Below are 22,760 nucleotides of genomic sequence, written 5' to 3' on the forward strand. Positions count from 1 at the left end.
CCCACCGTGCGTTTGCGCTAGGGCAGCTGCGCCGCCCTTGCCTCGCGGTTCTCGCGCCGGTTGTCACGGAACGTGTTCACACGTCGCGCCGTCGCGAAGAGCGGAATCGTCGCCGCCATCACGATCTGCAGCGCGCAGCCGGTCTGGAGCAGCACCTGGCCGCCCGGGGCGTCGAAGGCCCACGCCGCCAGCATCCCCATCGCGGCAACGATCCAGCCGAGCATCGCCACCGCGAGGACACCCCGCGGCTTGGGGTACTCGACCCGGCTCACCATCAGCCATGCGGTGCCGATGATCGCCAGCAGCGTCGGGATGAACGGCAGCTCCAGCAGCACGATCGAGACGACCGTGAGCGCTCCGAAGGGGCTCGGCATGCCCTGGAACATGCCGTCCTTCATGGTCACGCACGAGAATCTGGCAAGCCTCAGCACCACCGCCAGCAGTACGACGATCGCGGCCACCGCCGAGACCTTCTGCTGGGCGTCGTCCGCGACCATTCCGTACACGAGCACGAAATAGGCCGGGGCGAGACCGAAGCTGATCAGGTCGGAGAGGTTGTCCAGCTCCGCGCCCATCGGCGAGCTGCGCAGCTTGCGCGCCACGAGCCCGTCGCAGAGGTCGAAGATCGCGGCCAGCAGCATGAGGATCACGGCGGTCGCCGCGCTGTTGCGCGCCATGCCGCTCTCGTTGCTGCCGGTGAGGTGCGGGATCAGGATCCCGGTGGTGGTGAAGTACACCGCCATGAAGCCGCACGTGGCGTTACCGAGCGTGAGGGTGTCGGCTATCGACAGCCGCAGTGAGAGCGGCATCTCCTCCGCGTCGTCCTCGGCCTCTGCCTCGGCGACCCAGCCCGCCTGTGTGTCGGGATCAATCACGGTCAATTCGAGTCACCCCCGCGGTCGTGGTCTGACCGACCTCGACGGCGACGTCGACACCTTCCGGCAGGTAGATGTCAACGCGCGATCCGAAGCGGATCAGACCAATGCGCTCGCCCTGCTCGACCTTCGTCCCCTGGGGGATGTACGGCACGATGCGCCGGGCGACAGCCCCCGCGATCTGCACCATCTCGATGTCGCCGAGCTCGGTGTCGAAGTGCCAGACAACGCGCTCGTTGTTCTCGCTCTCCTTGTTGAACGCCGGCACAAAGCCGCCGGGTACGTGCTCGACGGACGTCACCGTGCCCGCGAGGGGGGCGCGGTTGACGTGGACGTTCAGCGGGCTCATGAAGATCGCGACGCGGGTACGTCCGTCCTTCCACGGCATGATGCTCTGCACCACACCGTCGGCGGGGGAGATGACGCGGCCCTCGGCGATCTCGCGCTCGGGGTCGCGGAAGAACCACAGCATGCCCGCCGCGAGCGCGGTGGTGGGCACGGCGATGGCCGCCGCACGCCGCGAGCGGCGCGAGCGGGCCAGGCTGAGTGCAGCGGTGGCGACGGTCGGCAGAAGCCACGGCGATGCTCCGCGCGCAAGGCGGACGCGGCCGCGTGGTGCAGAGGTTTGGCTGTGGGGCATGGATGACCTTCGTAGCGGATGATGCCGCGCAGGCAACGGGGGGACGGCGGCTTTCGGGCGATGCTATCGGTTGCGGGCCGCAACTGGGAAAGCCAGAGCCCGAGTCGGCAGCCGGAAGACGATGACAGGCTGTGATCGTCTTCGCGGCCGAACCGGCTCAAACGCGACAATCAACCCTGGAATCGGTACTCCTCGAGCAGCCGACGACCGATGATCATTTTCTGGATCTCGGCGGTACCTTCGCCGATCAGCAGCATCGGAGCCTCACGGTAGAGGCGCTCGATCTCGTACTCCTTGGAGAAGCCGTAACCGCCGTGGATACGGAAGGCGTCCTCGACGACTTCCTTGCAGTACTCGGAGGCGAGGTACTTCGCCATCCCTGCCTCCAGGTCGTTTCGTTCCCCGGAGTCCTTTTTGCGTGCCGCGTTCACCATCATCGCATGCGCGGCCTCGACCTTGGTAGCCATCTCGGCCAGCTTGAACTGAATCGCCTGGTGCTGAGCGATCGGCTTGCCGAAAGTGTGACGTTGCTGGGCGTAGGAGACGCCCAGTTCAAAGGCACGCTGTGCGACGCCGCAGCCACGTGCCGCGACATTCACGCGGCCGACTTCCACCCCGTCCATCATTTGGTAAAACCCTCGGCCTGTGGTGCCGCCGAGTACCCGATTGGCCGGAATGCGCAGTCCGTCCATGATGAGTTCGGTCGTGTCGACGCCCTTGTAACCCATCTTGTCGATCTTCCCGGGGATGGTGAGACCGGGACGGACCTCTCCGAAGCCGGGCTCCTTCTCGACGAGGAAGGTCGTCATCGACTTGTGGGGGGCGGTGCCCTCCGGGTGTCCTTCGTCACTCCGGCACAGGACGGCGACCAAAGTGGACGTTCCGCCGTTCGTCAGCCACATCTTCTGGCCGTTGAGGACGTACTCGTCGCCGTCCTTGACGCCCTTGGAGGTGATGGCCGACACATCGGAGCCAAGACCCGGCTCCGACATCGAGAACGCGCCACGCACCTCGCCGAGCGCCATCCGCGGCAGGAAGGTGTCCTTCTGCTCCTGGGTGCCGTGCTGCTTGAGCATGTACGCCACGATGAAGTGCGTGTTGATGATGCCCGAGACGGACATCCAGCCACGCGCGATCTCCTCGACGCACAGGGCGTAGGTGAGCAGCGACTCGCCCAGGCCGCCGTACTCCTCCGGGATCATCAGCCCGAACAGGCCGAGTTCCTTGAGGCCTTCGACGATCTGCGTCGGGTACTCGTCGCGGTGCTCCAGCTCGGTCGCGACCGGGAGGATCTCCTTGTCGACGAAGTCCCGGACGGTGGCCAGGATTTCCTGCTGGATGTCGGTCAGACCTGCGGTCTGGGCGAGACGCGCCATGGCTACTTCTCCTGTGCCTTCAGCTCCGGGCGGCCGGGCTGCTCGCCGCCGCGCTCCTTGATGTACGTCTCGGTCGGGACCATCACCTTGCGCCGGAACACGCAGACGAGGGTGCCGTCCTGCTTGTAACCCTTCGTCTCGACATAGACGATTCCGCGGTCGCTCTTGGAGCGGGAGGGGGTCTTGTCGAGGACGGTGGTCTCGCCGTAGATCGTGTCGCCGTGGAAGGTCGGCGCGACGTGCTTCAGCGACTCGACCTCCAGGTTGGCGATGGCCTTGCCGGAGACATCCGGGACCGACATGCCGAGGAGCAGCGAGTAGATGTAATTGCCGACGACCACGTTCTTGCCGAAGTCCGTCGTCTTCTCCGCATAGTTGGTGTCCATGTGGAGCGGGTGGTGGTTCATGGTGAGCAGACAGAAGAGGTGGTCGTCGTACTCGGTGACCGTTTTTCCGGGCCAGTGCTTGTAGACCGCGCCGACCTCGAACTCCTCGTAGGTGCGTCCGAACTGCATGATCAGGCCTCCGGGGCTTCGAACTTCGAGGTGCGCTGCATGCCGGCGGCGCGGCCCTTGCCGGAGATGACCAGCGCCATCTTGCGGCTCGCCTCGTCGATCATCTCGTCGCCGAGCATCGCCGAGCCCTTCTTGCCGCCCGCCTCGGAGGTGTAGTACTCGTACGCGTCCAGGATCAGCTCGGCGTGGTCGAAGTCCTCCTGCGAGGGCGAGAAGATCTCGTTCGCGGCGGCGACCTGGTCCGGGTGCAGCACCCACTTGCCGTCGAAACCGAGGGCGGCGGCGCGCTGGGCGACCGCGCGGTAGCCCTCCTGGTTGCGGATCTGCAGGTACGGGCCGTCGATCGCCTGGAGGTTGTGCGTCCGGGCGGCCATCAGGATGCGCATGAGGATGTAGTGGTACGCGTCCGCCGGGTAGCCGGGCGGCTGCTCGCCCACGACCAGCGACTTCATGTTGATCGATGCCATGAAGTCGGCCGGGCCGAAGATGATGGTCTCGACGCGCGGCGAGGCGGCCGCGATGTCGTCGACGTTCACCAGGCCCTTCGCGTTCTCGATCTGCGCCTCGATGCCGATCTTGCCGACCTCGAAGCCCATGGTCTTCTCGATCTGGGTCAGCAGGAGGTCGAGGGCGACGACCTGCTGGGCGTCCTGGACCTTCGGCAGCATGATGCAGTCGAGGTTCTGCCCGGCGCCCTCCACGACCGTGACGACATCGCGGTAGGTCCACTCGGTGGTCCAGTCGTTGACCCGCACGACCCTGGTCTTGCCCGTCCAGTCGCCCTCGTTGAGGAACTTGACGATGGTGTGCCGGGCCTCGGGCTTGGCCAGCGGGGCGCAGGCGTCCTCCAGGTCCAGGAAGACCTGGTCGGCCGGCAGGCCCTGGGCCTTCTCCAGGAAGCGCGGGTTCGAGCCGGGAACCGCCAGGCACGAGCGACGCGGGCGGAGACGGTTGACGGTCATGCGGGGACCTCCAGAGGGTCGAGCTTGTTCGCTTTCCGGATCTCGTCGACGATACGGCCGATGATCTCGGTGATGCCGAAGTCCTTCGGGGTGAACACGGCGGCCACACCCGCCGCCTTCAGATCGGCGGCGTCGGCGTTCGGGATGATCCCGCCGACGATCACCGGGATATCGGCCGCGCCGGCCTCGCGCAGCCGCTCCAGTACATCCGGTACCAGCTCGGCGTGCGAGCCGGACAGGATCGACAGGCCCACGCAGTGCACGTCCTCGGCGAGGGCCGCGTTGACGATCTGCTCGGGTGTGAGCCGGATGCCCTGGTAGACCACCTCGAAGCCCGCGTCGCGGGCCCGTACGGCGATCTGCTCGGCGCCGTTGGAGTGCCCGTCCAGGCCGGGCTTGCCGACGAGGAGCCGCAGCCGTCCCGCGCCGAGCTCGTCGGCGGTACGCGACACCTTCTCGCGTACGACGGCGAGCGGCGTGCCCGCCTCGGCGGTCACGGCGACCGGTGCGCTGGAGACACCCGTCGGCGCGCGGAACTCGCCGAAGACATCGCGCAGCGCCCAGGACCACTCGCCGGTCGTGACACCCGCGCGGGCGCACTCGACGGTGGCGGCCATCAGGTTCGTGGACCCCGCGGCCGCCTTCTTCAGCGCGGCCAGCGCCTCGGTCGCCCGGGCCTCGTCGCGGTTGTCGCGCCACTCGTGGAGCTTGGAGACCACCCGCGCCTCGTTGGCCGGGTCGACCGTCATGATCGCCTCGTCCAGGTCCGCGGTGAGCGGATTGGGCTCGGTGGTCTCGAAGATGTTGACGCCGACGATCTTCTCGTCGCCCGATTCGATCCGGGCGCGCCGCTCGGCGTGCGAGGAGACCAGCTGCGACTTGAGATAGCCGGATTCGACGGCTGCCATCGCGCCGCCCATTTCCTGGATCCGGGCGATCTCGGCGAGGCACTCGTGGACCAGGGCGTCCACCTTGGCCTCGATGACGTGCGAGCCCTCGAAGATGTCCTCGTACTCCAGCAGGTCGCTCTCGTGGGCCAGCACCTGCTGGATACGCAGCGACCACTGCTGGTCCCAGGGGCGGGGCAGGCCCAGGGCCTCGTTCCAGGCGGGCAGTTGGACGGCACGCGCGCGTGCGTCCTTCGAGAGCGTCACGGCCAGCATTTCGAGGACGATGCGCTGGACGTTGTTCTCCGGCTGGGCCTCGGTCAGGCCGAGCGAGTTGACCTGGACGCCGTAGCGGAAGCGCCGCTGCTTCTCGTTCTCGATGCCGTACCGCTCGCGGGTGACCTTGTCCCAGATGCGGCCGAAGGCGCGCATCTTGCACATTTCCTCGACGAAGCGGACGCCCGCGTTCACGAAGAAGGAGATACGCGCGACCACATCGCCGAACTTCTCGGCGGGCACCTGACCGGAGTCGCGGACGGCGTCCAGCACGGCGATCGCGGTGGACATCGCGTACGAGATCTCCTGGACCGGTGTGGCCCCGGCCTCCTGCAGGTGGTAGCTGCAGATGTTGATCGGGTTCCACTTGGGGATGTTGGCCACCGTGTACGTGATCATGTCGGTGGTCAGCCGGAGCGAGGGGCCGGGCGGGAAGACATGCGTCCCGCGCGACAGGTACTCCTTGACGATGTCGTTCTGCGTCGTCCCCTGGAGCTTGTTGGCGTCGGCGCCCTGCTCCTCGGCGACCACCTGGTAGAGCGCCAGCAGCCACATCGCGGTGGCGTTGATCGTCATCGAGGTGTTCATCTGCTCCAGCGGGATGTCCTGGAACAGCCGCCGCATGTCACCGAGATGCGAGACGGGGACCCCGACCCGGCCCACCTCGCCGCGGGCGAGGATGTGGTCCGGGTCGTAGCCCGTCTGCGTCGGCAGGTCGAACGCGACCGACAGGCCGGTCTGGCCCTTGGCGAGGTTGCGCCGGTAGAGCTCGTTGGACGCCTCGGCGGTCGAGTGACCGGCGTACGTCCGCATGAGCCACGGCCGGTCCTTCTGACGCTCTGTCATGTGTGCGTCTCTCAGACGTTACGGAAGCGGTTGATGGCGTCGATGTGCTTGGCGCGCAGCTCCTCGTCGCGGACGCCCATACCCTCGCGCGGGGCGAGGGCGAGCACGCCGACCTTGCCCTGGTGGAGGTTGCGGTGCACGTCGTACGCGGCCTGGCCGGTGTCGTCGAGCGAGTAGACCTTCGACAGCGTCGGGTGGATCTTGCCCTTGGCGACCAGGCGGTTGGCTTCCCATGCCTCGCGGTAGTTGGCGAAGTGCGAGCCCACGATCTTCTTCAGCGACATCCACAGGTAGCGGTTGTCGTACTCGTGGTTGTAGCCGGAGGTGGAGGCGCACGTCACGATCGTGCCGCCCTTGCGGGTGACGTACACGCTCGCGCCGAAGGTCTCGCGTCCCGGGTGCTCGAAGACGATGTCGACGTCCTCGCCGCCGGTGAGCTCACGGATGCGCTTGCCGAAGCGCTTCCACTCGCGCGGGTCCTGGTTGTGCTCGTCCTTCCAGAACTTGTAGCCCTCGGCGTTGCGGTCGATGATCGCCTCGGCGCCCATCGCACGGCAGATGTCCGCCTTCTGCGGGCTGGAGACGACACAGATCGGGTTGGCGCCGCCGGCAAGCGCGAACTGGGTGGCGTACGAACCGAGTCCGCCGCTCGCGCCCCAGATCAGCACGTTGTCGCCCTGCTTCATGCCCGCGCCGTTGCGCGAGACGAGCTGGCGGTACGCGGTGGAGTTGACCAGGCCCGGAGCCGCGGCCTCCTCCCAGCTAAGGTGCTGCGGCTTGGGCATCAGCTGGTTGGACTTCACCAGCGCGATCTCGGCCAGACCGCCGAAGTTGGTCTCGAAGCCCCAGATGCGCTGCTCGGGGTCGAGCATCGTGTCGTTGTGGCCGTCGCTCGACTCGAGCTCGACGGACAGACAGTGCGCCACGACCTCGTCGCCCGGCTTCCAGGCGTTGACGCCGGGGCCCGTGCGCAGCACGACGCCCGACAGGTCGGAGCCGATGATGTGGTACGGCAGATCGTGCCGCTTGGTCAGCTCGGAGAGCTTTCCGTACCGCTCCAGGAAGCCGAAGGTGGCCATCGGCTCGAAGATGGAGGTCCAGACGGAGTTGTAGTTCACCGAGCTGGCCATCACCGCCACCAGGGCCTCGCCCGGCCCGAGTTCGGGCACCGGCACGTCCTCGACATGGAGGGACTTGCGGGGGTCCTTCTCGCGGGTCTCGAGACCCGCGAACATCTCGACCTCGTCCTTGTGCACGGTCACCGCGCGGTACGAGTCGGGGATGGGCAGTGCGGCGAAGTCGGCGGACGTGCTGTCCGTCGACTGGATCGCGTCCAGGATTTCCTTCACGGGGTGCCTCCGGCGAAGCGCGTTTCGGGGAACGCTGAGGGGAACGTCGGGATGCTGCTGTGGAGGTGTGCCGTCGGTTCGGCGGGGGTGGTGCTGTTGGCAGCGCTGGTTGGCGCGGGAGGTTGCCTGTGACGCAGGCGTCCGGGCGCACAAACCGATGGTTTGCGGGGACAGCCGGCGTACGAGTGGTCTCTGCACGCCGGCCGCCCGGACTCTCTCAACGTATGGCACGCCGTGCCAGCTCGCAAGACACTGCGTGCCAAGACTTTGAAACAAAGGTGTCTCGCGGATGTCACCTGGGCGCCGCACACGCGAAACGGCCCCGCTATGTGCGGGGCCGTCGCGTTCTGTGTTCGCTTGTGTGCAGGTCGCCTGGGGCGGGCCTGTTCCCCTACCCGCCCCTTCCCGTAACCGGGGGCGCTGCCCCCGGACCCCCGCGCCTCAAACTCCCCCAGACTTCGTCCGGGGAGACCCCCACGGGGCTGAGATGTGCGGCGGGGCCGCACATTCAGCCCGTCCGGCGTTTGAGGACATGCGGCCGAAGGTCGCATACGGGGAGGTTGGGGGGTCCCCCCGGACGGAGTCTGGGGGAGGGCGGGGTGAGGGCTAGCCGCGCAGTGCGCGCTCGATCGTGCGCATGACCTCGTCCAGCGGCGCATCCGTCCGTGCCACCGTCACCAGCACGTCGTCACTCGTCCGCGTCGCCACCGCCGCCGGCCCCGTCCGTTCGCCCTGCGGCGCGCGGCCCGCGCCGATGCCCGTGCCGAAGGCGTCGCGGACGATCGCGAAGGCGTGGTCCAGCTGGGACTCGACGTCCCCCTGGCCACCCGCCCGCAGCCAGCGGCGCAGCACGTGGTTGTGCGCGGTGACGACCGCGGACGCGGCCACCTCCGCCAGCAGCGGGTCGTCGTTGCCGTCGTGGTGATCGCGCTCGTCGAAGTGGCCCAGCAGATAGCGGGTGAACAGCCGCTCGTAGCGGGCCACCGAAGCGATCTCCCGCTCCCGCAGCGTGGGCACTTCACGGGTCAGGCGGTAGCGCTCGACCGATACCGCGGGGGAGGCCGCGTACATCCGCATGACCTCCTTGATGCCCCGGCACACCGTGTCCAGCGGATGCTCGTGCGCCGGAGCCGCGTTCAGCACAGCCTCGGCGCGTACGAGCGTGTCGTCGTGGTCCGGGAAGATCGCCTCTTCCTTGGAGCGGAAGTGGCGGAAGAAGGTCCGCCGCGCGACCCCGGCCGCCGCGGCGATCTCGTCGACGGTCGTCGCCTCGTAGCCCTTGGTCGCGAACAGCTCCATGGCCGCGGCCGCCAGCTCCCGCCGCATCTTGAGGCGCTGGGCGGCGGCGCGAGAGCCCGCGGCACTTTCCGGAGCGTCGGGAGTGGCTTTGGTACGGGTGGGCTTGGCGGGCTGGGGCATGAGCTGAACGTACTGCATTCGTGCAGCCGAGCGCGCCTGCGGGTGCGGTGCCCCGGAGGCATCTGGCGGGCCGTCCGAGGGATCGAGCAGCCCGCCCCAGCCCGCTTCGCGATCAGCGCCGGGCATATTCGCGGAAACCACGCCCCGTCTTGCGGCCGAGGCAGCCCGCGGCCACCAGGTGCTCCAGCAGCGGCGCCGGGGCCAGGCCCGGGTCGCGGAACTCGCGGTGCAGCACCTTCTCGATGGCGAGCGAGACATCGAGCCCGACCACGTCGAGCAGCTCGAAGGGGCCCATCGGATAGCCGCCGCCCAGCCTCATCGCGGTGTCGATGTCGTCCAGGGTGGCGTAGTGCTCCTGGACCATCTTGATCGCGTTGTTGAGGTACGGGAAGAGCAGGGCGTTCACGATGAAACCGGCCCGGTCGCCGCAGTCCACCGGGTGCTTCCTGATCTTCGTGGTGACCTCGCGGACCGTGGCGTGGACGTCGTCGGAGGTGAGGACCGTACGGACCACCTCGACCAGCTTCATCGCCGGGGCCGGGTTGAAGAAGTGCATTCCGATGACGTCCTGCGGGCGCGAGGTGGCGCGGGCGCAGGCGACGACGGGCAGCGAGGAGGTGGTGGTGGCGAGCACCGCGCCCGCCTTGCAGATCTTGTCCAGGGTGGCGAAGAGCTGCTGCTTGATCTCCAGGTCCTCGGCGACCGCCTCGACGGCGAGGTCGACTTCGGCGAAGGCATCGAGCGAACCGGCCGGGGTGATCCTCGCGAGCGTCTCCTCGCGCGCCTCGGCCGTCATCCGGCCCTTGTCGACGGAGCGCGAAAGCGACTTGGCGATACGGAACTTGGCGGTCTCGGCCTTCTCCAGACCGCGGGCGGCGAGCACCACGTCGTAACCGGCCTTGGCGAAGACCTCGGCGATGCCGCTCGCCATCGTGCCGGAACCGGCGACGCCGACGGCGCTGACCTCGCGGCCGCCCGACGCCTCGGCCGACGGCTGCGGGGTGAGCGCGTCCGGCACCACGTCTCCGGTGCCCGGCGCGGCATAGGTGTAGAAGCCGCGGCCCGACTTGCGGCCGGTCAGGCCCGCCTCGCTGAGCTGCTTGAGGATGGGTGCGGGAGCGTGCAGCCGGTCGCGGGACTCGGCGTACATCGCGTCCAGCACGGTACGGGCCGTGTCGATGCCGATCAGGTCGAGCAGCGCGAGGGGGCCCATCGGCAGTCCGCAGCCGAGCTTCATCGCGGCGTCGATGTCCTCGCGTGAGGCGTACTTGGCCTCGTACATCGCTGCAGCCTGGTTGAGATAGCCGAACAGCAGCCCGTCGGCGACAAAACCGGGCCGGTCGCCGACCGCGACGGGCTCCTTGCCGAGCTCACGGGCGAGCACGGTGACCGCTTCGACGGCGGCCGGAGCGGTCAGCACCGAGGAGACGACCTCGACCAGCTTCATCGCCGGGGCCGGGTTGAAGAAGTGCAGGCCGAGCACGCGCTCGGGGTGCTCGGAGTCGGCGGCGAGCCGGGTCACCGACAGCGCGTTGGTGCCGGTCGCGAGGATGGTGCCGGGGCGGACGACTGCGTCCAGGGCGCGGAAGACCTGCTGCTTGGCCTCGTACGACTCGGACACGACCTCGATCACGAGGTCCGCATCGGCGGCGGCCTGCAGATCGGAGAAGGTGCGGAAACGGGCGAGGGTGTTCCGGCGCTCCTCCTCGGTCATCCGCTCGCGCTCGACGGCGCGGGCGGTGGAGGCCTCCAGGGCGGTGACGGCCCGGCGGGCGGCGGCGTCGCTGATGTCGATGCCGATGACCTCGCGTCCGGCGCGGGCAAGGACCTCGGCGATGCCGGTGCCCATGGTGCCGAGGCCGACGACGGCAATGGTGTGGAGAGGGGTGTCCATCGGGGGACTCCAGGGATGAGTGACGACTGATGAGGGGAGCGCGCAGGCGGAGCGCGGGCGAGAACGCGGGCGGAACGCCAAGGGGCGCGGGGCGCACGGAGAATTCGCCGCACCGGATGACATACGTGTCGTGGTGCGGGTCGACGGACTCTGTCCCGGAGTCGCGTCGTACGTCGTGCAGGAACTGCCGAACCGACAAACACTCGCGGCGGCTGCGTCACCAGGCCACCGTGAGCTGTGCGGGGGTTACCCGCTCACTTGAGATTAACTCGCGAGTAACGAGCGCGCCAGGGGTGAGGCAATGTGATCTGGATCGCCGACGCCGCGCCGCTACCCTGGCCGCCATGGATGAGGAGTTACGGGTACTGGCGCAGCGGCTTCGGGGCGAGTCGGGCGGCTCGGTGGCATACGAAAGACTGCTGACGACCGAGGACCGGGAGGAGCTCGCGGGCGTCCTCACGGGACAGGAAAGGCCCCTGTGGGCGCGCGAAATGGCCGCCTTCCGGCTCGGCTGCGCTGGGGACGGGCGGGCCTTCGAGGCCCTGGTCCTGCTCCTCAACCACCGCGACCCCGATCGCTGTGTCTCGGCCGCGCACGCCCTGTCCCGGCTGGCCGACCCCCGCACGCCGCGTGCCGCGGCAGCCCTCGCCACGAACGAGCTGCGGGTCGCCTATGCGCTGCTCCCCGTACGCCTGCTCACGCGCTTGAGGGCACCCGAGTCCGTACCGGCCCTGATCACGGTCCTGCGGCGCAGGCTGGCCCCGGGCGACCCGCACTGGAGGCTGGCGCTCGCGTGCGTCGAGGGGCTGGGCGCGCTGGGCGACAAGCGGGCGGGGGAGATACTCAGGTCGGCGCGGGCGCATCCGCGTCTGACGGCGGCGGCGGAGGCGGCGCTGGCGCGGCTGGCCTGACGCGCGCGGCGCCTGCGGCGGGCTTTCCCCACCCCGCCCCTTCCCGTAACCGGGGGGCCGAAGGTCGCATACGGGGTCCGGGGCGAAGCCCCGTCGGGGGTCCGGGGGCTTGCCCCCAGTTCAGGGAAGGGGCGGGGTGGGGGACAACCCCGGCAACGGCCTAGCCGTTGAGCCGCCGGGCGTACCGCACTTCCGGGACCTCGACGCCCGCCACCTCGAACCGCTCCTCCGCGCCGTCCGGTGCGAAGCCCGCCTTGCCGTAGAAGCGGCGGGCGCGGTCGTTCTCCTTCAGGACCCACAGCAGCATCCGCTCGAAACCGTCCCCCTCGGCCCGCCCCGTCAGCTCGTCCATCAGCGCCCGTCCCACCCCCGTGGAGACCCGGTCCGGCAGCACGTATATCGCGTAGAGCTCGGACACCCCGGGCGGCTGGCCCTCGTCCCTGCTCGGTCCGAAGCAGCCCCAGCCGCGAACCTCGCCGTCCTGCTCGGCGACCACATTGGTCATCACGCCGCCGCCCTTGGTGAGGAATTCGCGGCGCCGCGCCGCGTCCTCCTCCACGCTCATCGCGTCGAGATACGACGCCGGCATCAGCCCGTCGTAGGCGAACTGCCAGCCGCGCACCCGGACCGTCGCGACGGCCTCGACGTCCTCCAGCGTCATGTCCCGCACCCGGACGTCCATCACTCGCTCTCCCCGACGAGGACGAAGTAGGTCGCCCGGACGACATGGCTGTATCCGGTGCCGGGGGCGACGCCTTCAGGGGCATGTACACGGGTGAGTCGCGAAGTCATGCGTCCATCCTTGCGTACGCCACTGACAACCCTGATCAGAGCAGCGTCAGCTGCTCCGGCTGCGGAAGAATCGCCGGATCCGGCTCCTGCGGCACCGGAATGCGCCGGGGCATGCCCCGGTCCGCCGGGCCTATCCCGAACTCCGTGGCCAGCTCATGGACATGGCGCGTGATCCGGCGCTGGTACCACTTCGGCGCGTACGCCCCCTCCGCGTACAGCCGCTCGTAGCGCTGCACCAGATGCGGATGATGCTGCGCCACCCAGGCCATGAACCACTCACGTGCGCCGGGCCGCAGATGGAGCACGAGTGGGGTCACCGATGTCGCCCCCGACGCGGCGATCGCCCGGACCGTGGCGCGCAATTGGTCCGGGTGGTCGCCCAGGAACGGGATGACCGGCGCCATCAGCACCCCGCAGCCGATGCCGTTGTCGGTGAGCGTGCGCACCACGTCGAGGCGGCGCTCGGGCGAGGGCGTGCCGGGCTCGACCGTGCGCCACAGTTCGCGGTCGGTGAAGCCGACGGAGACGGAGATGCCCACCTCGGTCACCTCGGCCGCCTGCCGCAGCAGCTCCAGATCGCGCAGGATCAGCGTGCCCTTGGTGAGGATCGAGAAGGGATTCGCGTGGTCGCGCAGGGCGGCGATGATGCCGGGCATCAGCCGGTAGCGGCCCTCTGCCCGCTGGTAGCAGTCGACGTTCGTCCCCATTGCGACATGCGCGCCCTGCCACTGCCGGGACGCGAGCTGCCGGCGCAGCAGCTCCGGCGCGTTGATCTTCACGACGATCTGGGAGTCGAAGTCGAGCCCGGTGTCGAGGTCCAGATAGCTGTGGGTCTTGCGGGCGAAGCAGTAGACGCACGCGTGCGTGCAGCCCCGATACGGGTTGACGGTCCACTCGAACGGCATGCGTGAGGCGCCCGGCACCCGGTTCAGGATCGACCGGGCGCGGATCTCATGAAAGGTGATGCCGCGAAATTCGGGTGTGTCGAAGGTTCGGGTGGTCACCGCCGACGTCGCGAAGAGCGCGGTGTCCCCGGCCGCCCGGGGGTTCTCGACCAGATTGTCCCAGCGCATGGACGCCTCCTCGGTAGCACTGACCACAGAATAGAACACTTGTTCCCTTGATCACCGCAACCCTGTTCCCTGAACCGGATCCGGGCTGGACCCGAACCGGACCCGAGGCGGATTTGGGCGGCCGCATGCGAGGTGATTGGCTAGCGGTCACCCCCGAAGAACGAAGTGCTGGAGGAACAGGAATGGCGCAGGTCGAGGCCACCACGGAACGGATCATCTCGGCGGACGCGGAGAAGGTGTTCGACGCGCTGGCCGACTATGAGAACACCCGCGCGAAGCTCCTGCCCGAACACTTCAGTGAGTACGAGGTCCGCGAGGGCGGCGACGGTGAGGGCACCCTCGTCCACTGGAAGCTCCAGGCGACCAGCAAGCGCATCCGTGACTGCCTCCTCGAAGTGACCGAGCCGACCGACGGTCAGCTGGTCGAGAAGGACCGCAACTCCTCTATGGTCACCACCTGGACGGTCACCCCGGCGGGTGAGGGCCGGTCCAAGGTCGTCGTCAGCAGTGTCTGGAACGGCGCGGGCGGCATCGGCGGATTCTTCGAAAGGACCTTCGCCCCCAAGGGACTTGGGCGCATTTACGACGCGGTGCTCGCCAAGCTGGCCGCCGAGGTCGAGAAGTAGCCGAGAAGAGCCGAGAAGAGTCGAGAAGCAGCCGAGAAGGAATCGACTCCAACTCTCACCGTTTCGAGTGGTTTTCCCCGCGGCTCCGTGATGCGCCCGCGCGCCACGGGTCGCGGGAAAGCCCCTGATGAGCGCCCGACGTGCGCCCCGCCAGGGCGAGTTGGGCCCACGACGCGCCCTCGTTCTCAATAACGTCCCGCTTGCTCCCCGTTGGCGTGTAATGCGAAGAATTACGCCGCGCAGTCGCGACGAGGGGAGCAGTTGACGTGGGCGGGATCACTCTGGTGAAGGACGAACAGGCCGCTCCGGCCGCGGCCCCGCCGCCACCCCCCGGACCTGCCGAGAGCACCGCTCTCAGCCCCCGCCGCGTACGCCTCGTCTTCACCGGCCTGATGCTCGCGATGCTCCTCGCCGCGCTGGAGCAGATGATCGTCGCCACCGCCCTGCCGAAGATCGTCGGCGAGCTCCACGGCCTGGAACGGATGCCGTGGGCGATCACCGCCTATCTCCTCACCGCCACCATCGGCCTGCCCCTCTACGGCAAGCTCGGCGACCTCTTCGGCCGCAAAGGCGTCTTCCAGTTCGCGATCGTCGTCTTCGTCATCGGCTCCGCACTTGCCGGCCGGTCGCGCAGCATGGACCAGCTCATCGCCTTCCGCGCCATCCAGGGCATCGGCGCCGGCGGCCTCATGATCGGCGTGCAGGCGATCATCGCGGACATCGTCCCGGCCCGAGCGCGCGGCCGCTTCATGGGACTCATCGGCGCCGCCTACGGACTCGCCTCCGTCGCGGGACCCCTGCTCGGCGGCTACTTCACCGACCATGTCTCCTGGCGCTGGTGCTTCTACTTCAACGTGCCCCTCGGCCTGGTCACCCTGCTCGTGATCACCGCGGTGCTGAAGCTCCCGAAGCCCGCGGCACGCGGCCGGCTCGACGTCCTCGGTGCCCTGTTCCTCACCGCCGCCTCCACCTTCCTTGTTCTGCTGACCAGTTGGGGCGGCACTCAGTACGCGTGGGGCTCGCGCGTCATCCTGGGACTGGCGGCCGGGGCGGCGGGATGCACCCTGCTCTTCATCGTCGTTGAGAACTACGCCCCCGAACCGATCATCCCGCTGCGGCTGTTCCGCGACTCGGTCTTCACTGTCACCAGCCTCGTCGGCGCGGTCGTCGGCGTCGCGCTCTTCGGCGTGGCCAGTTATCTGCCGACTCTCCTCCAGATGGTCGACGGCGTCAGCGCCACCGAGTCCGGGCTGCTCATGCTGCCCATGATGGGCGGCATCGTCGTCGCCTCGATCGTGTCGGGCCGGCTCATCACCCGTACCGGCCGCTACAAGATCTATCCGGTCCTCGGCAGCGCGGTCTCGGTCGTCGGGATGTGGCTGCTGTCCCGCCTGGACAGGGACACCCCGCGGCTGGACCACAGCATCGGGCAGGCCGTGCTCGGTGTGGGCATCGGACTGGTGATGCCGGTACTGATCCTGGCCGTGCAGAACTCCGTACCGCCCGCCGACCTCGGCACCGCCACCAGCGCCGGCAACTACTTCCGGCAGATCGGCGGCAGTGTCGGCGCCGCCGTCTTCGGCACCCTCTTCGCCGACCGCCTCACCCGCGCCCTCGCCGACCGCCTCCCGGCCGGCGCCGACCTGCCGGACCCGCAGTCCATCACTCCCGAGCTCGTCCATGCCCTGCCGCCCGCCCTGCGCGACGGCTATGTCCAGGCCTACGCAGACGCGATGCCGCGGATCTTCCTCTTACTCGTGCCGGTGCTCGCGCTCGGCCTGTTCATCGCCTTCTTCCTCAAGGAGAAACCGCTGGTGTCCCACATCGCCTCCGCCGAAACCGCGTCCGTGCCCAAGGCCCGCACCGCGCCCGCGTACACCTCCGGCGTGCCGGTCTGCGGAACCGTCCAGCACCACGACGGAAGCGGCGTCCCGCGCGCAGCCCTGACCCTGATCGACGTGTACGGGAGCCAGATCGGGCGCGGGGCGAGCGGCGAGGACGGGCGGTACGCGCTGAGCGTGCCGGGCTCCGGCTCGTACGTGATGATCGCGGCAGCGGGCGGGCATCAGCCGCAGGCGGTCACTGTCACCGTCGGCGACCGGCCCGTTGAGCTCGATGTGGTCCTCGGCGGTGCCGGACGCCTCGCCGGGACCGTCGTCACCGCTGACGGCTCACCCGTGCGGGACGCGGCCGTCACGCTCACCGACGTACGCGGCGATGTCGTCGCCTCGACCCGCAGCGGCCGCGAAGGCGGCTATCAGTTCACGGACTTGGTGGCGGGGGAGTACACCCTCGCGGCGAGCGCCCCCGCCTTCCGTCCCGCCGCGCTCCCCGTTAGCGTCCAGGCGTCCCGCGAGACGAGGCAGGACGTCGAGCTGGCGGGGGGTGCGGTGCTCAAGGGCACGGTACGGGCCGGTGGCGGGCGGCCGGTCGAGGATGCCCGGGTCACTCTGCTCGACGTGGCGGGCAATGTGGTGGACACCCTCACCACGGGCCCCGACGGCACCTTCCGATTCGTCGACCTGTCCTCGGGCGAGTACACGGTCATCGCCGCAGGTTACCCGCCGGTCGCCACAGTCCTGCAGGTCGCGGGCGGGGGGCGCACCGAGCGCGATCTCCAGCTGGGACACGAGGACTGATCCGTCGTCAGTTGCGAGCGGGCGCACAACCTATTCCGCCGTTGCCCGGCGCAGGGCGTGCGCGGGGCCGTACCGTGGGGTAAGGCCGCAGGAACTGCGGCGGGGAAGGAGCCTCCCACCCATGGACAGTGGTGTTCCGCCGACACCGCCACAGCAGTACGCCGTGGCCGGCCGGATTCCGCTTGCCGTGGTCGTCGTGGACGGCGACGGCCTGGTCTCGCACTGGTCGACCGGTGCGCGGCGGCTGTTAGGTCCCACCAGGGAGGAGGCGGTGGGCAGGCTCGCCGTCGATCTGCTCCCGGTCACCGGAGCGCTGGCCGCCGAGGGTGAGTACGACTCGTACGACGGCTATGGCGGCCTCGGCCCCGGACTCGACGCTTCCCTGAACGGCCTCACCTCCTATCCGGCGGCGGGCAGGGCCCGGCTCGCCGAGCCGGGACGCGAGCGGGTCGATGTGCTGTGGTGGGCGTATCCCATGGTCGGCCCCGGCGAGGAGCGGCTGCTCGTACTGGCCGCGGACGCCGCGCAGTTCGTGGGCGAGGACCAGAGCGTCGAGCGGATAGCTCCGGGTTTCGCCCTGCACACCGAGTTCCCCGGCTCCGACGAACTGGCGCGCAGGCTCCCGGAGATTCTGCCGAGCATGAGCGTCCAGGAGTCGACCCGGATCGTCTCCCAGGTCCTCGATCTGGGCTATCCGGTGCTCGAGTTCAGCCATCACGATCGGGTGCCGGTCACACCCGACTGGGGAGTGCCCCGCCGCGCGGAACGCAAGGCACGGCAGGAGGCCGCCGAAGCCGCGGCCGCCGCGGGCCGGGCGGTGGACACGGCCGATCTCGAGCAGGACCTCGAATACGCCGCGGTGCGTGAACGGCTGGAATTCCTCAACGAGGTGAGCGGCCGCATCGGCTCGTCCCTCGACCTCGCCCGCACGATCCAGGAGGTCAGCGCCGCCGTCGTGCCGCGCTTCACGGATGTCGCGGGCACCTATCTGCGCGAACAGGTCATCGCGGGTGAGGGCTTCCCGGACGGACCGCCCGACGCGACGACGATGTGGCACCGCGTCGCGGTCGAGCATGTGGACGAGCCGGGCCGCTGGGACGATGTGGTGCCGGTCGGCGAATCCATGCCGTTTCCCGAACACACCCCGTTCTTCCAGTGCATGACCACCGGCGACCCGGTCCTGGTGCCGCGTATCAGCGAGCAGATGGGCACGGCCATCGCCTCGCAGTTCGAGAAGCGTGACATACGGCCACTCATCAGCGGACGTTCCATGCTGGTCGTTCCGCTGAAGGCGCGCAATGTGGTGCTCGGCTTCATGATTCTGCTGCGCCACCCCGAGCGCGCCCTGTTCAACGACATGGACCGCGTCACGGGGGCGGAACTGGCCGCGCGCGCCGGGCTCGTCCTCGACAACGCCCGGATGTACACCTACCAGGAGAATGTCGCCGAGACGCTCCAGGACTCGATGCTGCCGCAAGTGACCCCGCGGATGGCCGGATGCGACACGGCCACCCGCTATCTGCCGGGCACCCTGCTCGGCCGGGTCGGCGGCGACTGGTTCGACTCCATCAAGCTGCCCGGCTCGCGTACGGCGCTGGTGGTCGGCGATGTGATGGGCCACGGCCTCAACTCGGCCGCGATGATGGGCCAGTTGCGTACGGCCGTGCAGACCATGGCCGCGCTGGATCTGCCGCCCGAGCAGCTGCTGCGCAATCTCGACGACCTGGCGCAGCGCCTGGGCGAGCACTATCTCGCGACCTGTCTGTACGCGGTGTACGACCCGATCGGCAATGAGCTGCAGATGGCGAACGCGGGCCATGTACCGCCCGTGATCGTCCGCGCGGCCGACGGGCGCAGCGAACTCCTCGACCTGCCGACCGGAGCGCCGATCGGTGTCGGCGGAGTGCCCTTCCGATGCGTCCGCGTGCCGGTGGCGCCCGGCGACCGCCTGGTGATGTGCACGGACGGCCTGGTGGAGGTGCGGGGCGAGGACATCGGCGTCGGGCTCGCGACGCTCTGTGAGTCGGCCGCGCACCCCGCGGCCTCCATGGACGACGCCTGCGACACCATCATCCGCTCCCTGAACACTCGCGGCGGACGCAAGGACGACGTGGCTCTGCTGATGGCCCGGCTGAACGGCATCGATCCCGAGGACGTGGCTGTCTGGGAACTGTCCCGTGAACCGCGCGAGGCGGCCAGGGCACGGCGCCTGGTCCTCGGGCAGCTGCGCTCCTGGGGGCTCGCGGAGCTGACCGAGACCGTGGAACTGCTGGTCAGCGAAGTCGTCACCAATGCGATACGGCACGCGAGCGGCCGGAGCGCGGAGCTTCGCCTCGTCCGGGCGGGATCCCTGCTGTGCGAGGTGGCCGACGAGGACCACAACCTGCCGGCCATGCTGGACGCGCGCCCGGCCGACGAGCTCGGGCGCGGACTGCGGTTGGTGAGCAGCCTGGCGCGGGAGTGGGGCACGAGCCGCACGACCGAGGGCAAGACGGTCTGGTTCGAGCTGGCGCTGCCGTAGGCGATTGCGAGAGGCACCAGGCCCGTCGCTCGAACGCCACGTGAAGGAATAGGCGGGGTGCTTGTCGCCGCAACCCGGGAGCGGTAGACCGATCTTGACGCTGTGTCATACCCCTGGGGAGCTGGTCATGAGCGTGACGAGTCGGTACAAGAACGCCTGGGAAGGCTTTTGGAGCGAGGTCTCCGGGGAGCCCGGATCGGTCTTCTGGGACGCGGAGCCGGCGCTGACCGCGGGACTGCATCTCGCGCTCTACGAACCGCATGTGGACCATCCCGGGCTGACGCTCCTCGACCTGGGCTGCGGCAACGGCACCCAGACGCTCTTCCTGGCCGACCGCTTCCCGAAGGTGCTCGGCGTCGACCTGTCGTCCGCCGCGATCGAACTCGCCAGGAGGCAGGACAAACAAGGCGATGCGCTGTTCCGGGTGATCGACGCCGTGGACGGGGACCAGGTGGCGCAGCTGCATACGGAACTGGGCGACGCCAACGTCTATATGCGCGGTGTCCTGCACCAGTGCGACCCCGAGGACCGTCAGCCGCTGGTCGACACCATCGCCACACTCGTGGGCGAGCGCGGACGCGCCTTCGTGGTGGAACTCGCCGAGGCGGCCGGCCAGAAGCTGATGGGCCTCGCGAAATTGCCCTCAGGCCCGCCGCCGAAGCTCCAGCCGGTCTTCAAGCACGGCATCGTGCCCGGAGCGGTGGCCGACGCGGAAGTGGCCGAGTTGTTCCGTACCGCCGGTCTCGACGTGCTCGCGAGCGGTGACCTGCCCCTGACGACAACGGAGTACGCGGCGGACGGCTCCCGGATCGAACTCCCCTCGAAGTGGCTGATCGTCGGGCGGAACGGGTAGCGCCGCACCGCCCTCTTCCCGCGCACCCTCGTCCCGCCGAAGCGAAAGTAGCCGGGGGATCGGCGACCGGGCCTCCGTCGACCGGACCACTGGCACGTCCATCAGTCCTGGCCCGGTTGTTGAACGACGCGTACCGTGATGCCGTGAAGATCCTCATCAGCGCCGACATGGAAGGCGCCACTGGTGTGACCTGGCCTGCCGACGTGTTGCCCGGCACGCCCCAGTGGGAGCGCTGCCGGGCCATGTTCACCTCGGACGTGAACGCCGCGGCACTCGGTTTCTACGACGGTGGCGCCGACGACGTGCTCATCAACGAAGCGCACTGGTCCATGCGCAATCTGCTGCTGGAGCGGCTGGACGACCGGGTCGAGATGCTCACCGGCAAGCACAAGTCGCTGTCGATGGTCGAGGGTGTGCAGCACGGCGACGTGGACGCCATCGCCTTCGTCGGGTACCACACGGGCGCGGGCACCGAGGGTGTGCTCGCGCACACCTATCTCGCCAACTCGATCACGGGCGTGTGGCTGAACGGCATGCGAGCGAGCGAGGGGCTGCTCAACGCGCATGTGGTCGCGGAGTACGGCGTGCCGGTGGTGCTCGTCACCGGAGACGATCTGACCTGCGTGGACGCCGACGGTTATGCGCCCGAGGCCAGGAAGGTCGCGGTGAAGGATTACGTGTCCCGCTATGCGGCGGTGTGCCGCACGCCGGGCCGGACCGCGTCCGACATCCGCGCGGCGGCCAAGGAGGCGACGGCCCTGGCCGGACGCGACGAGCCGGTGCGCGGCGGCCCGTTCACCGTGGAGCTGGAGTTCGACGCGGAACATCTCGCTGCCGCGGCCACCGTCGTGCCGGGAGTCGCGGGCAGCGGTGAGCGCAGGGTCGCGTACACCAGCGAGACGATGTTTGAGGGCATTCGTACCTTTAAAGCGGTCACGACGATCGTATCGGCGGCAGTGGAGGAGCAGTATGGCTGACGTGACAACGCCCATCGACTGTCAAGCGCTCGACGAGGTGGTTACCTTCACCTCCGAGCTGATCCGGATCGACACCACCAACAAAGGCGGCGGCGACTGCCAGGAGCGGCCCGCCGCCGAGTACGCCGCCGAGCGCCTCGCCGGTGCCGGACTTGAGCCCACCCTGCTGGAGCGCACCCCGGGGCGCACCAATGTCGTCGCCCGGATCGAGGGAACCGACCCCTCCGCCGACGCCCTGCTCGTCCACGGCCATCTGGACGTGGTGCCCGCCGAACCCGTCGACTGGGCCGTGCACCCCTTCTCCGGGGAGATCCGCGACGGCGTCGTATGGGGCCGCGGCGCGGTCGACATGAAGAACATGGACGCGATGATCCTCGCGGTCGTCCGGGCTTGGGCGCGGGCCGGAATCAGGCCCCGGCGCGACATCGTGATCGCGTACACCGCCGACGAGGAGGCCAGCGCGGTCGACGGCTCGGGCTTCCTCGCCGACCACCACCCCGGCCTCTTCGAGGGGTGTACGGAAGGAATCAGCGAATCCGGGGCCTTCAGCTTCCACGCCGGACCCGGGATGACGCTCTACCCGATCGGCGCCGGTGAGCGCGGCACGGCATGGCTCAAGCTCACCGCGCACGGCACGGCCGGACACGGCTCCAAGATCAACCGCGCCAACGCGGTGACCCGGCTGGCCGCGGCCATCACGCGGATCGGCGAGTACGAGTGGCCGCTGCGGCTCACCCCGACCGTACGGGCCGCGCTGGCCGAGCTCGCCCGGCTGCACGGCATCGACGTCGATGTCGAGGCGGACGGCTTCGACGCCGACGCGCTGATCGCCAAGCTCGGCCGGGCCGCCGCCCTGGTCGAGCCCACCGTCCGCAACAGCGCCAACCCGACGATGCTCGAAGCCGGTTACAAGCTCAATGTGATCCCGGGACACGCGACCGCCTATGTCGACGGGCGGATGGTGCCCGGCGGCGAGGACGAGTTCAAGGACACCCTCGACCGGCTGACCGGTCCGGACGTCGACTGGGAGTTCCACCACCGCGAGGTGGCACTGCAGTCACCCCTCGACTCCCCGGCGTACACCAAAATGCGCGCGGCCGTCGAACTCTTCGACCCGGACGGCCATGTCGTGCCGTACTGCACCCCGGGCGGCACCGACGCCAAGCAGTTCTCCCGCCTCGGCATCACCGGGTACGGATTCTCGCCGCTGAAGCTCCCCGTCGGCTTCGACTACGCGGCCATGTTCCACGGGGTCGACGAGCGCGTCCCGGTCGAGGCGCTGCACTTCGGGGTCAAGGTTCTCGACCACTATCTGCGGTCCGCATAGGG

Annotated in this window: 18 protein-coding genes; 7 read left to right on the forward strand and 11 right to left on the reverse strand. The window is 69.1% G+C overall.

Annotated features, from left to right (window positions below):
* Positions 1-17 precede the first annotated feature (17 nt).
* The 9 genes from pssA to OOK40_RS18970 all read right to left on the reverse strand — a co-directional run bounded on the left by pssA (position 18) and on the right by OOK40_RS18970 (position 11,039).
* Entirely contained in the window at positions 18-875 is an 858-nt protein-coding gene (gene pssA / locus OOK40_RS18930; RefSeq protein WP_266484421.1) for a CDP-diacylglycerol--serine O-phosphatidyltransferase, read from the reverse strand.
* Entirely contained in the window at positions 868-1,515 is a 648-nt protein-coding gene (locus OOK40_RS18935; protein WP_266482981.1) for a phosphatidylserine decarboxylase, read from the reverse strand. The genes pssA and OOK40_RS18935 overlap by 8 nt, the downstream gene beginning before the upstream one ends.
* A 170-nt stretch (positions 1,516-1,685) precedes the next feature.
* Positions 1,686-2,891, reverse strand: a complete 1,206-nt coding sequence (locus OOK40_RS18940) for an acyl-CoA dehydrogenase family protein (RefSeq protein ID WP_266482984.1) — start codon at positions 2,889-2,891, stop codon at positions 1,686-1,688.
* Positions 2,892-2,893: 2 nt separating this feature from the next.
* The gene (locus OOK40_RS18945) at positions 2,894-3,406 is read right to left on the reverse strand and encodes a MaoC family dehydratase (RefSeq protein WP_266482987.1); all 513 of its coding nucleotides are present in this window, start codon (positions 3,404-3,406) and stop codon (positions 2,894-2,896) included.
* A 2-nt stretch (positions 3,407-3,408) separates the two neighbouring features.
* Entirely contained in the window at positions 3,409-4,368 is a 960-nt protein-coding gene (locus OOK40_RS18950) for a CoA ester lyase (protein ID WP_266482990.1), read from the reverse strand.
* Entirely contained in the window at positions 4,365-6,377 is a 2,013-nt protein-coding gene (locus OOK40_RS18955) for a protein meaA (protein ID WP_266482992.1), read from the reverse strand. The genes OOK40_RS18950 and OOK40_RS18955 overlap by 4 nt, the downstream gene beginning before the upstream one ends.
* 11 nt (positions 6,378-6,388) lie before the next feature.
* Complete coding sequence (ccrA, locus tag OOK40_RS18960) at positions 6,389-7,726, reverse strand: crotonyl-CoA carboxylase/reductase (protein WP_266482995.1); 1,338 nt, start codon at positions 7,724-7,726, stop codon at positions 6,389-6,391.
* Between the two features lie 606 nt (positions 7,727-8,332).
* Positions 8,333-9,163, reverse strand: a complete 831-nt coding sequence (locus tag OOK40_RS18965) for a TetR family transcriptional regulator (RefSeq protein WP_266482998.1) — start codon at positions 9,161-9,163, stop codon at positions 8,333-8,335.
* Between the two features lie 94 nt (positions 9,164-9,257).
* Complete coding sequence (locus OOK40_RS18970; protein WP_266483000.1) at positions 9,258-11,039, reverse strand: 3-hydroxyacyl-CoA dehydrogenase family protein; 1,782 nt, start codon at positions 11,037-11,039, stop codon at positions 9,258-9,260.
* 344 nt (positions 11,040-11,383) lie between these two features.
* Between OOK40_RS18970 and OOK40_RS18975 the strand changes: the two genes are divergently transcribed.
* Entirely contained in the window at positions 11,384-11,950 is a 567-nt protein-coding gene (locus tag OOK40_RS18975) for an adenylosuccinate lyase (RefSeq protein ID WP_266483003.1), read from the forward strand.
* Between the two features lie 160 nt (positions 11,951-12,110).
* On the opposite strand, the gene OOK40_RS18980 is transcribed toward OOK40_RS18975, so the two are convergent.
* Positions 12,111-12,632: a GNAT family N-acetyltransferase gene (locus tag OOK40_RS18980; RefSeq protein ID WP_266483005.1), complete on the reverse strand. Its 522-nt coding sequence runs from the start codon at positions 12,630-12,632 to the stop codon at positions 12,111-12,113.
* 145 nt (positions 12,633-12,777) lie between these two features.
* Positions 12,778-13,815, reverse strand: a complete 1,038-nt coding sequence (locus OOK40_RS18985) for an Rv2578c family radical SAM protein (RefSeq protein WP_266483007.1) — start codon at positions 13,813-13,815, stop codon at positions 12,778-12,780.
* Between the two features lie 182 nt (positions 13,816-13,997).
* Here OOK40_RS18985 and OOK40_RS18990 point away from each other — a divergent pair, with 182 nt between their 5' ends.
* From OOK40_RS18990 to OOK40_RS19015, 6 genes are all read left to right on the forward strand, one after another.
* Entirely contained in the window at positions 13,998-14,441 is a 444-nt protein-coding gene (locus OOK40_RS18990) for an SRPBCC family protein (RefSeq protein ID WP_266483010.1), read from the forward strand.
* 266 nt (positions 14,442-14,707) lie between these two features.
* A complete protein-coding gene (locus OOK40_RS18995) occupies positions 14,708-17,080 on the forward strand; it encodes an MFS transporter (RefSeq protein ID WP_266483013.1) in 2,373 nt (790 codons plus the stop codon).
* A 121-nt stretch (positions 17,081-17,201) separates the two neighbouring features.
* Positions 17,202-19,601, forward strand: a complete 2,400-nt coding sequence (locus OOK40_RS19000) for a SpoIIE family protein phosphatase (protein ID WP_266483015.1) — start codon at positions 17,202-17,204, stop codon at positions 19,599-19,601.
* 127 nt (positions 19,602-19,728) lie between these two features.
* Positions 19,729-20,454: a class I SAM-dependent methyltransferase gene (locus OOK40_RS19005; protein ID WP_266483018.1), complete on the forward strand. Its 726-nt coding sequence runs from the start codon at positions 19,729-19,731 to the stop codon at positions 20,452-20,454.
* Positions 20,455-20,597: 143 nt separating this feature from the next.
* A complete protein-coding gene (locus tag OOK40_RS19010; protein ID WP_266483021.1) occupies positions 20,598-21,431 on the forward strand; it encodes a M55 family metallopeptidase in 834 nt (277 codons plus the stop codon).
* The gene (locus OOK40_RS19015; RefSeq protein ID WP_266483024.1) at positions 21,424-22,758 is read left to right on the forward strand and encodes a M20/M25/M40 family metallo-hydrolase; all 1,335 of its coding nucleotides are present in this window, start codon (positions 21,424-21,426) and stop codon (positions 22,756-22,758) included. Before OOK40_RS19010 ends, OOK40_RS19015 begins: the two co-directional genes overlap by 8 nt.
* Positions 22,759-22,760: the final 2 nt, after the last annotated feature.

Origin of the sequence: Streptomyces sp. NBC_01481 (genome assembly GCF_026339995.1) — a bacterium.
Lineage (GTDB): Bacteria > Actinomycetota > Actinomycetes > Streptomycetales > Streptomycetaceae > Streptomyces.

Bases quoted from the DNA above. Each gene is read 5' to 3' on its own strand.
- OOK40_RS18970 (WP_266483000.1), bottom strand. From the start codon at position 11,039: ATGGACACCCCTCTCCACACCATTGCCGTCGTCGGCCTCGGCACCATG.
- OOK40_RS18965 (WP_266482998.1), bottom strand. From the start codon at position 9,163: ATGCAGTACGTTCAGCTCATGCCCCAGCCCGCCAAGCCCACCCGTACC.
- OOK40_RS18935 (WP_266482981.1), bottom strand. From the start codon at position 1,515: ATGCCCCACAGCCAAACCTCTGCACCACGCGGCCGCGTCCGCCTTGCG.
- OOK40_RS18990 (WP_266483010.1), top strand. From the start codon at position 13,998: ATGGCGCAGGTCGAGGCCACCACGGAACGGATCATCTCGGCGGACGCG.
- OOK40_RS19015 (WP_266483024.1), top strand. From the start codon at position 21,424: ATGGCTGACGTGACAACGCCCATCGACTGTCAAGCGCTCGACGAGGTG.
- OOK40_RS18980 (WP_266483005.1), bottom strand. From the start codon at position 12,632: ATGGACGTCCGGGTGCGGGACATGACGCTGGAGGACGTCGAGGCCGTC.
- OOK40_RS18975 (WP_266483003.1), top strand. From the start codon at position 11,384: ATGGATGAGGAGTTACGGGTACTGGCGCAGCGGCTTCGGGGCGAGTCG.
- OOK40_RS18950 (WP_266482990.1), bottom strand. From the start codon at position 4,368: ATGACCGTCAACCGTCTCCGCCCGCGTCGCTCGTGCCTGGCGGTTCCC.
- OOK40_RS18945 (WP_266482987.1), bottom strand. From the start codon at position 3,406: ATGCAGTTCGGACGCACCTACGAGGAGTTCGAGGTCGGCGCGGTCTAC.
- OOK40_RS18955 (WP_266482992.1), bottom strand. From the start codon at position 6,377: ATGACAGAGCGTCAGAAGGACCGGCCGTGGCTCATGCGGACGTACGCC.
- OOK40_RS19000 (WP_266483015.1), top strand. From the start codon at position 17,202: ATGGACAGTGGTGTTCCGCCGACACCGCCACAGCAGTACGCCGTGGCC.
- OOK40_RS18985 (WP_266483007.1), bottom strand. From the start codon at position 13,815: ATGCGCTGGGACAATCTGGTCGAGAACCCCCGGGCGGCCGGGGACACC.
- OOK40_RS18940 (WP_266482984.1), bottom strand. From the start codon at position 2,891: ATGGCGCGTCTCGCCCAGACCGCAGGTCTGACCGACATCCAGCAGGAA.
- OOK40_RS19005 (WP_266483018.1), top strand. From the start codon at position 19,729: ATGAGCGTGACGAGTCGGTACAAGAACGCCTGGGAAGGCTTTTGGAGC.